The sequence below is a fragment of the Flavobacteriales bacterium genome (assembly GCA_016712535.1).
Classification (GTDB): domain Bacteria; phylum Bacteroidota; class Bacteroidia; order Flavobacteriales_F; family PHOS-HE28; genus PHOS-HE28.
In genome coordinates this window covers 1,968,181-1,980,630 of sequence record JADJQW010000002.1, presented here as the reverse complement: position 1 = coordinate 1,980,630, position 12,450 = coordinate 1,968,181, and the positions used below count along the sequence as shown (strand labels likewise).

Below are 12,450 nucleotides of genomic sequence, written 5' to 3'. Positions count from 1 at the left end.
CGCAATGTAGCAGGCCTGCTTCATGCGCAACGGCTTTCCTTTGCACGCCATGTTCCGATATGCGTTTGCACTCCTTGCCCCGGTACTGACGGTTTCGGCGCAACCACCGCCCGGCTATTACGACTCCGCGCAAGGCCTCACTGGCGAAGCCCTTCGCGCTGCGCTCAATGAGATCATCAGCCCTCATTCGGTGCTCGCCTACAGCCAGCTCTGGTCGGCCTTTGCACGAACCGATCGGAGACCGGACGGGAGCGTATGGGACATTTACAGCGATGTCCCGGGCGGTACCCTGCCCTACAGTTATCAGTTCGTGTCGGATCAGTGCGGCACGTACAACGGTGAGGGTGATTGCTTCAACCGGGAGCACTCCTTCCCGGTGAGCTGGTTCAATGATGCCCTGCCGATGAACACCGACCTGAACCACATCTTTCCAACGGATGCCTGGGTGAACCAGCAACGCGGCAATTTGCCTTATGGCACGGTGGCATCCGCCTCTTGGACCAGCCAGAACGGAGGCAAGCGCGGCCCTTGCTCGTGGCCGGATTGCAGCGGCACCGTGTTCGAGCCGATAGACCCCTATAAAGGCGATCTGGCACGTGGGCACCTATACATGCTCACGAGATACTTGAACGAATCCGCCAACTGGCCTGCGCCTATCTTGTCAACAGGCGAGTTCCTGCCCTGGGCGGAAAGCGTGCTGCTTGCATGGCACACGCTGGATCCCGTGAGCGCCAAAGAGCGTGCTCGCAACGATTCAGTGTATGTGATACAGGGCAACCGCAATCCATACATCGATCACCCGGAATGGGTCACGTCCATCTGGGGACCCGAGGCCGGCTTGGGTGAAATGGCGCGGCTTCAAGCGCGTGTCCAGGTGATTGACGATGAATTGGTCATCACCAGCTCGTATCAACTGACGCAGAGCGCTGCGAGCATCATCGACGCTACCGGACGTGAGATCCTCCGGGTCAGCATGATGCCGGGGGCGCGTCAGCATCCCTTTCCCGTTCCCAAGCGGCGTCTATCTGCTCCGCCCGCAATCGGTGCCGGGAGCGGTGAGATTCGTGCGCTAGAGGGCATTTCCATTTTTTTCTTGTTGCGAGCGATGAGGGTCTGGCGCCCAGATGAGGCGCAGAAACAGAGCCTAGCCGCAGCTGCGTGAGGCTTCCCGCAACGAAGCATGGGCGTCAAAGGTCCTCGCGAAGCCCGACTGATGATTTTAAGTTGCTCTTTAGTTCGAGCGCATCACCTTGAAGGGCTGCATGCTCGAATCAGAAGAACGCACCACATAAGCTCCTTCGGGTAAGCCCGACAGATCAAGGGTGGCTATGCCGGCACCAAGCCACTCGGCCAGCACAATGCGCCCACCGAGGTCAATCACTTCCACCATCCCATTCAACGGCATATGGAATCGAAGTGGGCCGTGGGTGGGATTCGGGTATGGCGCGCTGCTGCTCTCCGGTGCTTCGGCCACATCTGTGCTCAGCCCGCATGTGACGGTCTGATTGCACGCGAGCTCGCTGAGGAAGAGTGCGGTCCAATTCAAGGCGTTGGCCTGGTCGGTGCTCAAATAGCCAACGTGACCGGTGCCAGGGTAGCTCTTGAAGCAATTCACCATTCCCACGTGGTCGGCGCGCAGGTGGATATCATGGCTGCCGCTGGCCGTGAGCCCGGTTGGAAGCCCCACCACATAAACAGGCGCCGTGTAATAGGGCACCACGCCATCGCCCACTTCGTGGATGCTGGCAAGAGGCGGGTCGCCGACGTTGATCCAACTCGAATCGCCAATGGCGCCGCTGAAGCTGTAGCAGGCCAAGGCCCTGCTTGAATAGCCGGGGTTCCCGCTGTTGCCTTCAATTCCGCCAAGACTGGCCATTTCAGGCGCGATCACCGCCGGCACCTCGCTCTCTTCATCCAGGTACATGGCATGCACCGCGCTGATCGCTCCGGCGGAAACGCCGCCAATGAAGATGCGGGTGGTATCGATTCCATAGGGATTGCCAAGCTCCGCAACGCTCTTGCGCAGGTAGCGCACGCAGGCCCGCATATCGTGGGCGCCGCGCATCACCGCACGCGTGGTGGTGGTCTGGTTGGGCAGGAAGAAGCCCACGCGGTAATCATTGGCCACAGCCACATAGCCGCGCTTCGCGAAATCGGTACAGATCGGGGCGACATCGGCACGTGCACCGCCGACGAATGAGCCTCCGAAGGCGCAGATCACCACTGGACGCAATGCCAGCGCATCACCAGTTGGCTCATACACATCCATCCGCAGGGTCTGGTTGCTGCCGCTCACGCCGGTGTTACTGCCGAAGACTACCGCGCTGGTAACGGTGACATCGGGGAAGAGATTGGCCGTTGAATACCTGCCGTTCGCGCATTCCTGCCCAAAGCTGGCGCCGGTCGTGATCAAAGCCAGCGCTGCCGCGTAGTGGTGCTTCATCTCATGGTTTGGTTAAGGTGCTGCAAAGTAGTGGGTTCTGAGCAACGGCAAACGCCCAAATGACCGGTAGCAGGTTCGCTGGCACGCGATTCGCAAACCGCGGCTGCCAAACAAGGCCAACCATGAAAAAGCAACTCGTCGTCCTTGCTGCCGCCCTGCTAACCGTGAACGCGGCCGCCCAAGTCCAGATCAACCCGCAAGCGGGAGTCAACTTCCAGAACATCACGAATCCAGGCCTGGGCTTGGAATACAAGGCCAATGTGGGCTGGCAGCTCGGCGCCGACCTGCGCTTCGGGAACCGGCTTTTCTTCCAGCCTGGAGCGCATTTCGGTCGCAGCTCAACGGCTTACAAAGTGCTGAACAACGACACACTCCTCTTCGAGGACGACCTGGTTCGGACCAACCTGAAACTGAATGCATTGGTAGGCTACCGGATCATCGATAGCTACCAGTTCGACCTGCGCTTCATGGTGGGACCCACTTACGACGTGCTGCTCAGCGTCGACAACCGCAACGACGAAATCGGGTACAACCGTGGCGATTACCGCAAAGGGCTCCCTGAACCTTGATGCCGCCTTGGGCTTCGACATGGGACTATTCACCGTGCAACCGGGCGTGAGCTTCGGACTCAGCCGGGTCTTCAGTGATAATCCTACGGTTCAGGACATCGGCTCCCGTTACCTCACCTACGGCCTCACGATAGGGATCAATCTCGGCGACGACGATAAGTAGGCGCCCATCTCCTCGCGCAACGCCTCCTGGCATCAGGGGGCGTTGCTCGTTCGAAGCGGGCCTACTTCACCACCACCAAGCCGGCCTTGCGCCATGCAGCGATCCCCCCCTCGAGATGCTGCACGCGATAGCCCTTGCCCACCAAGTGCTCCAACGCCTGTTCGCTGCGACCTCCACTGTGACAATACAAGAGCACGGGCCTGCTGGCGTCAATGCGCGAGAACGCGGCCTCATAGTCCGCCGCTGTCCAGTCAAGGTTGATGGCACCGGCAAGGTGGCCGCCGCTGAATTCCTGGGGCGTCCGCACATCAATCAACTGGTGGGTGCCCAAAGCTGCAAGCCGCTGGAATTCGGACGGGGGCAGCTCCTGCGGCGCCGCCTTCGCTGCGGATTGAACCGGAGCTTGCACTTGAGCGAGCGCGCAAGGCGAAAGTACCAGGGAGCTGAAGGCGAGGAGGAATGCGTGTTTCATGTTGCTTACCATTAGAGCAGTGCCGTCCAACCACCGCCATTGGCCGCCTGTTCAAGACCAGCAGCCTGCAGCATGCCCAAGGCAACCCCGCTACGTGCGCCGCTGCGGCAGCAGAGAACGATAGGCGGCTCCATGCGTCGGATTTCCTCAATGCGCAGAGGGAGCAGATCGAGCGGGATATTCACCGAGCCGGGCACATTCCCCTCTGCGAATTCCTCAGGGGTTCTCACATCAATGATGGTGGACATGGTGCACCGTTTCCAGTTCGGGTGGAGCTGATGGGAGTCGAACCCACGACCTCGTCATTGCGAACGACGCGCTCTGGCCAGCTGAGCTACAGCCCCGAGGGGTGGGCGAAGTTGCGAAGGATCGGCGAACCGCAAGGTGCCCCGTGCCGTATGAGGCCGCCATGCAACGGAGCGTATTCCTCGCGCTCGCGCTGGCCGCGAGCTCAAAAGGCGCATTAGCCCAAGGCGATCTGGCTTACATGCCGATTACGGCACCGGCCATGACCGCTGACGATGAGCGAATCGCCATGTTGGAGACGAATGACCCGGATATCGTGGAAATGCGTTTCCCACCCGGCACTTACCGGGTGGACCTCCTCAATGCCAATGGCAACGTGGTGGAACAGTTCGAAGCCTCTGAACGGATGGACTTCGACCTTTCGGAAGTCAGAACTGGCACCTGGACCCTTCGGGCCTGCACCCCGCTCGGGTTCCGAGTTCGCCGGTTCGTTGTGCACCAACGAGCCGGGCGCAATTGGATCGTTGAGGCCCAGCCTGTTCGGAGCAAGAAGCGTTGATGCGCTTCTGCCCGCGCCGATCGCTGAGCATCCGAACAAGCGAGGGACGAAACAAGCCGTCCAGCACTGACGTATCGGCCAAGCAATCCACATCCATGCGCGCCCCCGTAAGCTACTACCAAGAGGTCCTCGATAAGATCAGCCACGCAGACCATCGCACCTTCAGGAAAGAGCTGCGCAAGGCCTTCAAGCGCTTACTGCCGGAGGAGCGCGAAGAATTGAAGCGGTGGTTCCGCACCGCTTGCGTTTGCAGGCCAGCCCTGTCCGCAGGACTGGGTCGAAAACCGTGATCAGTTGAAATAGCGGCTGTTCCAGGCGTCCTTGCTGAACTGCCCGAAGAAGGCGAACCATCCGAAGAGGGTGAAGCCACTGATCACCATGAAGCTCCAGAAAAGGAACAGCAGCCGTTTGCCGTTCATTAGCGGATAAGCCGCATCGCCAATCAGGCTCGATGGCATGAGCGAAGCGAGCAGCACAGAGGCCGCCAACACCGCCAAGGCCAGATTGACCGGCTTTCGCACCACCCAGAACGCGAAGGCCCGCACTGGCGATAGGTCGCCGCCCCAGCGCGCGACCAAGTAATACTGATCACCGCCAATCGGGACGAACAGCAAGGGATCGACCTCGCTATCGCAGAGCTTGAACTGCCCCGACGGGGCCATGATCATGTAACTCGTCACGGTTTGTCCGACGCGCCGCTCGACCTGCCTCATGCCATAGATGGCTTGGCCCGGGATGGCCCCCTTGTAATAGGCACCTTCGAGGAACCGAAGGCGATGCTTGATGCAGAGGGCACGGATGGCACTGAGCGAGTAGACCCTTTCAGGCTCGGCAACCGGCAGATCAATCGGAATCGGTCTTCGTGAGGCGCGCAAACAGGCGCGCAACAGTTCATCGCGGTGAGCTTCATCAGCCAGCAGCTCATGCACTTCTTGGAGTACGCTGGCTTGTCCCAAGAGGACCTTTTCCAGCCGCTCGCGCTCGGTATTCGTGGCCATCGGTACGATCTCTGTTGCGTACGGATAACGCTGTCGGTCGCCGATCAGTTCGTGGGCATCACAGGCCCTGCTCGGGCTCAGGCAATTCGCCGGCGCCTTCGGCTTCAGCCGCCTCGGCCAGGCGCACATGCTCAGGGGCGTCACTGGCTACGGTTGAGCGCACCGTGCTATTGGGCGGCAGAACGCCGCACTTGCCATTCACCTCCATTGGATTGCGGAAGGTCCCTTTCTCGACCACCACATTCCAAACGGACTCGAAGGGCACCACGAACCGCACAGGCGATTCCTCGAAGAAGCCGCCGTAGTAGGTGTGGGTCTTGCCCTGCTTGTAGTGCTTGAAATCGCGGCCGGTCATGAACTTCACCTTGGTGGCCACATCGATGTCAACCTCGATGATCTCCTTCTTCTTCAGTTCGAAGGTCTTGTGCAGGAACTTCATGGCGCTTGCTTGTTCGGGGTCGAATATAGTGGGGCTCAGAGCTTCACGCTGAGCACTGGGAAGTTGGTATGGTTCACGATGTCTTCGGTGAGGCTGCCGTTCACCACATGGAAGAAGCCCTTGCGGCCGTGGGTGGCCATCGCAATCATGTCGGCATCGATGCTCCGGCTGAAATTCAGGATTCCCTCTTCGATGCTGAGGTCATTATAGATGGTGGCCGTGTACTTGCTGAGCTCGTGCCGTTGCAGGAAGGCGTCGATGGCCCTAGTGCTGTCCTCGCTGCGCTCGAAGGACTTCGGCGTGTTCACCTTCAAGAGGTGGATGCGCGGATTCCAGACCTCGATCACCGGCCTGAAAGCGTCGAATTTCTCCACATCCGCGGGGCTGAAATTGCTGGCGAAGACAAGATCATCGACCCGCAGGACCTCGGCGTGCTGCTTGATCACGAGCACGGGCATGGGTGCGGTGCGCACGATCCGCTGGGTGTTGGACCCAACGATGCCGCGAAGCCCGGTGGCGCCGTGCGAGCCCATCACGATCAGGTCCGCGGCGGCGATCCGGTCATTCTTGAAGACTTCGGTGAGGGAGAGCTGGCGCAGCATGAACTTCTTCAGCTCGAGGCCATCCAGGAAGGTCAATTCGGGCACGCGGTCGAGCCGGGCCTCGATGTCCTCGCGGAGCTTCTGGTTCTCCGGATGGAAATCGGTCATCTGCTCATACACATGCACCACATCGATGCAGGCGCCGGTAGCGCGGCCAATGGTTGCGGCCACACGCAGTGCGTCCGTGGCGCAGTCAGAGAAATCGTAAGGGACGACGATCGTGCGGATGCTCATGGGGTAGTCGGATGGGCCGCTGAAAGGTATGCGGCGGATGGATTCACGGAAAGCACAGTCCTCATCCTTTTACTTTCGCCCCAATGCCGAGCCTGCCAGCCTTCCGTTCCGGCCCCACGGAGAAGGCGCCTTCCATTCTCTTCGAACCCGCCACGGGCCTGCTGGAGTTGACCGGCTGTTCAATTCCTGAGAATGCTCAGCGGGTCTACGACCCCCTTTTCGATGCCGTAGAGGCATACGCTGGCGCCCCGCTCCCCCGCACCGTGATCCGGATCGGCCTCACCTATTTCAATTCCAGCACCGCCAAGTACCTGCTCGACTTGCTCAAGCGCTTCGAGGACATGCATGCTGGCGGCCAGTCGAAAGTCGTGCTTGAATGGCGGCATGCACCCGACGACCTGGACATGAAAGAAGCCGGAAACGACTTCCGGAGCCTGCTGGAGTTCCCGGTGAAGCTGGTGGAGGATCTCGTTTGACCTACCGGCCGGAAGCCGCCTCGACCCATTCCCGCTCACTGATGGCAATGCCATCGCGGAAGTGCACGACTTGGCCCCAAGGATGCGTCACCTTGCGGTAGACAATCTCCACCCCGTTCCGCGACACCCGCCTTTCCAAGACCACGGCCCTGCCTTCAACATACGTGCGCTCTTGTATGCCATCCGGCTTCGCGGCTGCTTGTTCCCTTGCGGACTCTGACACCTGCGGAGCTGTGTTCTTGATCTCGTGTCGGACCGGTGGGACAACCACCTGCTTCTGCTCGATAACAGGCGGACGCAACGATCCGGCAGCGGTTGCAGTCGGTTTCGTCCCAGGGTCGGGGTCAAGCTCAACCTTCACCTCCGGCGCCGTTCGCTCGGGCTCAGCGAGCTTTGCCTTCGCGGCCTCCGCATCACGCTTGGCAATCAGCGCTTGCAGGTCCTGGATCTTCACTTTCGGGAACACATTCAGCGGACGCAGCGATCGCGCCTCCTTGTATTTCTCCAGCGCTTCATCGAAACGTTGCTGTTGAAAGAGGGCTTCCGCCTCGGTCATGACACCCTGGAAACGAACGTCCTTGGCGGCATTCTCTTGTTCGGCCTTGGCCACACGGGCCCGCTCCTTCGCGCTCATGCCAGCGAACTCCGGCGTGAGGCTCTGCTCGGGTTGGGCACGAGCGGCCCAAGCAGCAAGCACGAAAGGGACGAGGAGCGCGATCCGCATGGGGACTGGCCGAAGGTACCCGGGTCGAACACGGCACTCCCAAGGAAGCACCCGCAGTTCCCACCGGTCGGCGTTGATACGCACTCCGTGCCCTGCCTGTTGCCCAATGGCCGAATACCTTCGCGGCCTTGAACGAAACAGCCGCCGAACAGCGTTCTGCCCAATAATCCACTGCCATGCGCACCGCCTTCCGCCTTTTCCCGGCCCTTGCCATCCTCGCCGCCTGTGAAGGCGACCCCACGGAGAACCCGCAGTACCAGCAACTTGCCGAGGACGCCAGCCGGGCCCAGGTTCAAGTGGCTGAGCGGGACAGCACCATCAATGCGTTGTTCGGCACCATCAACCGCATCAGCGACAACCTGCGCACCATACGCGCCAAGCAGGGGCAGCTCGGACAGCCCGCTGATGGCGTGGAGAAAGCTGATCTGGAGCAGCGCATCATGGAGGACCTCGGAAGCATCGATGGTTTGATCAGCGAGAACAAAGAGCTGATCGCCCGCTTGCGCAAGCAGGCGAAGGCGTCAGCTGCCAGCATCGGCGAGCTGGAAAAGACCATCGCCGGGCTCGAAGGCAGCATTGCCGAGAAGGATGAGGAGATCGGTTCATTGAAGGAGCAGCTCGCCAGCTCCAACAGCTCATTGGCCACCTTGATCGAGATGTACCGCGACAAGAGCCAGCTGAGCGACATGCAGCGGATGGACCTGAACACGGCCTATTACGCCATCGGTACCGCTAAAGAGCTGCGTTCCAACGGCGTGCTCACCAAGGAGGGCGGCGTGGCCGGCATCGGTTCGGTGAACAAGCTGAACGCGGAGAACCTGCCGAAGGACTACTTCACGCAGATCGACATCACCCGCACGCAAGAGATCACGCTGGCGGCCAAGAAAGCCAAGCTGGCCACCACGCATCCGGCTGGCAGCTACCGGATCGAGAACGGGGAGAGACTCGTGATCACCGATGCCAACGCGTTCTGGAGCGTGAGCAAGTACCTGGTGGTGGTGGTTGAATAAGGAGCGGTTCAGCTCCCTTTCGTGCCGCGCACCAGCAGCTCGATCGCGTCCCACATGCCCGGTTCGATCTGCTCCAGCAGATTGAACTGGCCTGCGCCCTTCAGCCATTCGCCGCCATCGATGGTGACCACTTCGCCGTTGATGTAGGCGCTGTAAGGCGAGAGCAGATAGGTGATGAGATCGGCCAGCTCGTGATGCTCGCCCAAGCGGCCAAGCGGCACCTTCTTGCGCATGTCGAACTTCTCCACCAGCTCGCCGGGCAGCAGGCGGCTCCAAGCACCCTTGGTGGGGAATGGCCCCGGCGCCACTGCATTGGTGCGGATGCCATGGCGCCCCCACTCGGCAGCGAGCGATCGCGTGAGCGCCAGCACGCCCGCCTTCGCGCACGCACTGGGCACCACGTAGCCCGAGCCGGTCCATGCGTACGTGGTCACCACGTTCAGCATGCACCTGTCCTTCTCCCCTTTCGCGATCCAATGCTTGCCGAAGCTGAGCGAGCAATTCACCGTGCCGATGAGAACGATGTCGATGATGGTGCGGAAGGCCTTCGGGCTGAGCCGCTCTGTGGGGCTGATGAAATTGCCCGCCGCGTTGTTCACGAGCGCGTCGATCCTTCCCCAACGGGCCAGCACTGCATCGCGCATGGCGTCAACCTGATCGGCTTCGCGCACATCGCAGGCCACGGACATCACCTCACCGAGGGCCGCCATCTCGTTGGTCGCCTTGTCGAGCGATACCTGCTTTCGGCTGGTGATGGCCACGCGTGCGCCCAAGCGCAGGCATTGCTCGGCCATGCTCCGTCCCAGGCCCGTCCCACCGCCCGTGATCACCACCACCATGCCATTGAGCGCGCCATCGCGCAGCATCGGAGCCTTCTGTTCCATCGCCATCGGTTTGCGGCCAAGATACCCGGAGCTTGCATCCGCAGCCGCAGCCGCTGGTAACTTCGGCGACCCAATCACCAGCAATGACCAAGGACCGCAACCTGGAAACCGCCCGCCTGCAGAAGGAGATCGGCAACTACATCGGCTTGGGCAAGGACAGCCTCGTCTTCAGCTTCTCCGCAAAGGGCAAGAAGTCGCAGCTGCACCTGATCACGGTGAACCCGAACCACAACCAGAGCTTCCTTTTCCACGCCACCACCGGCAGCGACAAGGTGGATGCGCTTCGCGAGATGCTCGACTACGTGAAGACCTACAAGGAGCGAACGAGCAGCTACACCGTGCAATGGAGCGCCCGCGGCGACAACGGCCTGCAGACCTCTTACTTCCGCGCCAAGAATGTGCTCGAGGCCCTCGATAAGCTATTCTACGACCGCGACCCCAACAGCATCACCGTGTTCAGCGTGATGCTCAATCCGATCACATGAACACCGTCAGCGGTTGACAGAAGGCGGTCCCCGATTGCGCGCTGCCTGCCGCCCACTGCTTCCCCTCCCGCTCCATGCTCCGCGCCCTTGGCCCGCCTGATTTCCTCGGGCTCACCGCGCCCATCATCGACGTTCGCTCACCGAAGGAATTCGCGCAAGGGAACATCCCGGGCGCTAGCTCCATTCCGCTATTCACCGATGAAGAGCGTGCCATTGTGGGCACCTTGTACAAACAGGTCGGCCGCGAGGCCGCCGTGCTCGAAGGCTTGCGGATCGTGGGCCCAAAACTGGCCCCCATCGTTGAGCAGTCGCGTGCCTTGGCGCCGGATGGGCGCATCCGCGTGCACTGCTGGCGGGGCGGCGAACGCAGCGCCAGCGTGGCCTGGCTGCTGGACAGAGCCGGCTTCGCCGAAGTGAGCACCCTGCGCGGCGGCTACAAGGCCTTCCGGAATCACCTCCTTGCTTCGTTCGCGGAAGAGGTGGACCTGCGAGTGCTGGGCGGTTACACCGGCACGGGCAAGACCGAAACACTGCGGCATCTGCGCGAACTCGGCGAGCAGGTCATCGATCTCGAAGCGCTGGCGCACCACAAGGGTTCTTCGTTCGGCGCCTTGGGCGAATCGCCGCAGCCTACGACTGAACAATTCGAGAACCTGCTCTGGCTGGCCTTGAGCAGCCGCAAAGCGCATAAGCCCATCTGGGTGGAGGACGAGAGCATCATGATCGGCCGTTGCAAGATCCCTGATGCCTTCTTCAACAGCATGCGCACGGCGATGCTCTATTTCGCGGAGATGCCGCAAGGCGAACGCGCTGACCGGCTGGTGGAGGATTATGGCCGCTTTGACCCCAACGATCTGGCCGCAGCGGTGAAGCGCATCGAGAAGCGCCTTGGTCCGCAGCACTGCAAGGCCGCGATCGAAGCGCTTGCTGCCGGCGACTTGCGCACCGTGGCCTTGATCATGCTCACCTACTACGACAAGACCTATGCGCGCGGCGCTTCGCAGCGCGACCCTTCGCGCGTGCTCCGCTTGCCCGCCACCGCAACCGACCTTCGCGGCCTTGCGCAACGCGCCATCACCCTGGCCCATGCCACCTGAACCCTTCCGCCTCACCCAATTCAGCCACGGTGCCGGTTGCGGATGCAAGATCGCGCCCGCCGTGCTCGACCAGGTCCTTAATAGTGAGCTCGGCACTTTCCCGGACACGAGGCTGCTCGTGGGCTATGGCTCGAAGGACGATGCCGCGGTGTACGACATCGGCGGTGGACGCGCCTTGATCAGCACAACCGACTTCTTCTCGCCCATCGTCGATGATGCCTTCGACTTCGGCCGCATCGCCGCCACCAACGCGCTCAGCGATGTGTACGCCATGGGCGGAAGGCCATTGCTTGCCGTCGCCATACTCGGCTGGCCGGTGGAGAGGCTGCCTGCAGAACTGGCCGCGCGCGTGCTGGATGGCGGACGCACCGCCTGCCATCAAGCCGGCATCGCGCTCGCCGGCGGCCACAGCATCGATGCGCCCGAGCCCTTCTTCGGCTTGGCCGTGACGGGCGAAGCGCCGATCGCGCATGTCAAGCGCAACAACACGGCCCAAGCGGGCGATGCGCTCCTGCTGACCAAGCCCATCGGACTAGGCATCATGGCAACGGCCATGAAGCGCGGGGCCTTGAAGCCGGAGCATGCGGGCATCGGCACCGATGTCATGGTTCAGCTGAACAGGGCGGGTGAAGCGCTCGGTGCATTGCCCGGGGTGCATGCCATGACCGACGTCACCGGCTTCGGCCTCCTCGGCCACCTTCTGGAAATCTGCGAGGGAAGCGGCCTGCGCGCAACGATCGACCTCGATCGGGTACCGGTGATCCCCGAAGCGCGCAGCTACCTGCAGCAAGGCTGCTATCCCGATGGTGCGTTCCGCAATTGGAAATCATATAGTACCAAGGTGGAAGGCGCCGGTGCGATGGAGCGCATGATGCTCTTGAGCGACCCGCAGACCAGCGGCGGCTTGTTGATCTCTGCTTCCGAAGAGACCGTAGAGGCCGTTGCAGCCATCTGCGCTTCGCATGGCACGCCCGCCTCACTCATCGGCCTTCTTCGAGAGCAGGTCGACGGCCCATGGGTGCTGGTGTCATAGCGGCCGTGTTTTAGGG

Annotated in this window: 18 protein-coding genes and 1 tRNA gene; 10 read left to right on the top strand and 9 right to left on the bottom strand. The window is 61.5% G+C overall.

Features of this window, described 5'->3' with window-relative positions:
- Positions 1-49 precede the first annotated feature (49 nt).
- On the top strand, positions 50-1,162 hold the full coding sequence (locus IPK70_08165; GenBank protein ID MBK8227137.1) for an endonuclease: 1,113 nt from the start codon (positions 50-52) through the stop codon (positions 1,160-1,162).
- Positions 1,163-1,231: 69 nt separating this feature from the next.
- Here the strand turns inward: IPK70_08165 and IPK70_08160 are convergent, their stop codons facing one another.
- Complete coding sequence (locus IPK70_08160) at positions 1,232-2,443, bottom strand: carboxylesterase family protein (protein ID MBK8227136.1); 1,212 nt, start codon at positions 2,441-2,443, stop codon at positions 1,232-1,234.
- Between the two features lie 122 nt (positions 2,444-2,565).
- Here IPK70_08160 and IPK70_08155 point away from each other — a divergent pair, with 122 nt between their 5' ends.
- Both IPK70_08155 and IPK70_08150 read left to right on the top strand, forming a co-directional pair.
- On the top strand, positions 2,566-3,012 hold the full coding sequence (locus tag IPK70_08155) for an outer membrane beta-barrel protein (GenBank protein MBK8227135.1): 447 nt from the start codon (positions 2,566-2,568) through the stop codon (positions 3,010-3,012).
- Positions 3,013-3,019: 7 nt separating this feature from the next.
- Entirely contained in the window at positions 3,020-3,175 is a 156-nt protein-coding gene (locus IPK70_08150) for a hypothetical protein (GenBank protein ID MBK8227134.1), read from the top strand.
- 61 nt (positions 3,176-3,236) lie between these two features.
- Here IPK70_08150 and IPK70_08145 read toward each other — a convergent pair whose 3' ends face one another.
- The 3 genes from IPK70_08145 to IPK70_08135 all read right to left on the bottom strand — a co-directional run bounded on the left by IPK70_08145 (position 3,237) and on the right by IPK70_08135 (position 3,991).
- Complete coding sequence (locus IPK70_08145) at positions 3,237-3,647, bottom strand: rhodanese-like domain-containing protein (GenBank protein MBK8227133.1); 411 nt, start codon at positions 3,645-3,647, stop codon at positions 3,237-3,239.
- An 11-nt stretch (positions 3,648-3,658) separates the two neighbouring features.
- Entirely contained in the window at positions 3,659-3,895 is a 237-nt protein-coding gene (locus tag IPK70_08140; protein ID MBK8227132.1) for a rhodanese-like domain-containing protein, read from the bottom strand.
- A gap of 22 nt (positions 3,896-3,917) precedes the next feature.
- Positions 3,918-3,991, bottom strand: a tRNA-Ala gene (locus IPK70_08135).
- Positions 3,992-4,056: 65 nt separating this feature from the next.
- On the opposite strand from IPK70_08135, the gene IPK70_08130 reads away from it, so the two are divergent.
- Entirely contained in the window at positions 4,057-4,452 is a 396-nt protein-coding gene (locus IPK70_08130) for a hypothetical protein (protein ID MBK8227131.1), read from the top strand.
- A 95-nt stretch (positions 4,453-4,547) separates the two neighbouring features.
- The gene (locus IPK70_08125) at positions 4,548-4,742 is read left to right on the top strand and encodes a hypothetical protein (GenBank protein MBK8227130.1); all 195 of its coding nucleotides are present in this window, start codon (positions 4,548-4,550) and stop codon (positions 4,740-4,742) included.
- Here IPK70_08125 and IPK70_08120 read toward each other — a convergent pair whose 3' ends face one another.
- Genes IPK70_08120 through IPK70_08110 form a run of 3 tightly spaced genes read right to left on the bottom strand, consistent with a single transcriptional unit; the run spans position 4,743 to position 6,725 of the window.
- On the bottom strand, positions 4,743-5,450 hold the full coding sequence (locus tag IPK70_08120) for a hypothetical protein (protein MBK8227129.1): 708 nt from the start codon (positions 5,448-5,450) through the stop codon (positions 4,743-4,745). It abuts the gene before it with no gap.
- 58 nt (positions 5,451-5,508) lie between these two features.
- Positions 5,509-5,889, bottom strand: a complete 381-nt coding sequence (locus IPK70_08115; protein ID MBK8227128.1) for a DUF1883 domain-containing protein — start codon at positions 5,887-5,889, stop codon at positions 5,509-5,511.
- A gap of 35 nt (positions 5,890-5,924) precedes the next feature.
- Positions 5,925-6,725, bottom strand: coding sequence for a universal stress protein (locus IPK70_08110; GenBank protein ID MBK8227127.1), 801 nt, complete (start codon positions 6,723-6,725; stop codon positions 5,925-5,927).
- 83 nt (positions 6,726-6,808) lie between these two features.
- Here IPK70_08110 and IPK70_08105 point away from each other — a divergent pair, with 83 nt between their 5' ends.
- On the top strand, positions 6,809-7,201 hold the full coding sequence (locus tag IPK70_08105; GenBank protein ID MBK8227126.1) for a DUF1987 domain-containing protein: 393 nt from the start codon (positions 6,809-6,811) through the stop codon (positions 7,199-7,201).
- 1 nt (position 7,202) lies between these two features.
- On the opposite strand, the gene IPK70_08100 is transcribed toward IPK70_08105, so the two are convergent.
- Positions 7,203-7,925: a tetratricopeptide repeat protein gene (locus IPK70_08100; protein MBK8227125.1), complete on the bottom strand. Its 723-nt coding sequence runs from the start codon at positions 7,923-7,925 to the stop codon at positions 7,203-7,205.
- Between the two features lie 176 nt (positions 7,926-8,101).
- On the opposite strand from IPK70_08100, the gene IPK70_08095 reads away from it, so the two are divergent.
- Positions 8,102-8,935 carry a hypothetical protein gene (locus IPK70_08095; GenBank protein MBK8227124.1) on the top strand — a complete coding sequence of 278 codons (834 nt, stop codon included), beginning with the start codon at positions 8,102-8,104 and terminating at the stop codon, positions 8,933-8,935.
- 8 nt (positions 8,936-8,943) lie between these two features.
- On the opposite strand, the gene IPK70_08090 is transcribed toward IPK70_08095, so the two are convergent.
- Entirely contained in the window at positions 8,944-9,819 is an 876-nt protein-coding gene (locus tag IPK70_08090; protein ID MBK8227123.1) for an SDR family oxidoreductase, read from the bottom strand.
- An 83-nt stretch (positions 9,820-9,902) separates the two neighbouring features.
- Here IPK70_08090 and IPK70_08085 point away from each other — a divergent pair, with 83 nt between their 5' ends.
- The 3 genes from IPK70_08085 to selD all read left to right on the top strand — a co-directional run bounded on the left by IPK70_08085 (position 9,903) and on the right by selD (position 12,434).
- Positions 9,903-10,304 (top strand): hypothetical protein, encoded by a 402-nt coding sequence (locus tag IPK70_08085; protein ID MBK8227122.1) that lies wholly within the window; start codon positions 9,903-9,905, stop codon positions 10,302-10,304.
- 74 nt (positions 10,305-10,378) lie between these two features.
- Positions 10,379-11,401: a tRNA 2-selenouridine(34) synthase MnmH gene (mnmH, locus tag IPK70_08080; protein ID MBK8227121.1), complete on the top strand. Its 1,023-nt coding sequence runs from the start codon at positions 10,379-10,381 to the stop codon at positions 11,399-11,401.
- Positions 11,391-12,434: a selenide, water dikinase SelD gene (gene selD, locus IPK70_08075; GenBank protein MBK8227120.1), complete on the top strand. Its 1,044-nt coding sequence runs from the start codon at positions 11,391-11,393 to the stop codon at positions 12,432-12,434. Before mnmH ends, selD begins: the two co-directional genes overlap by 11 nt.
- Positions 12,435-12,450: the final 16 nt, after the last annotated feature.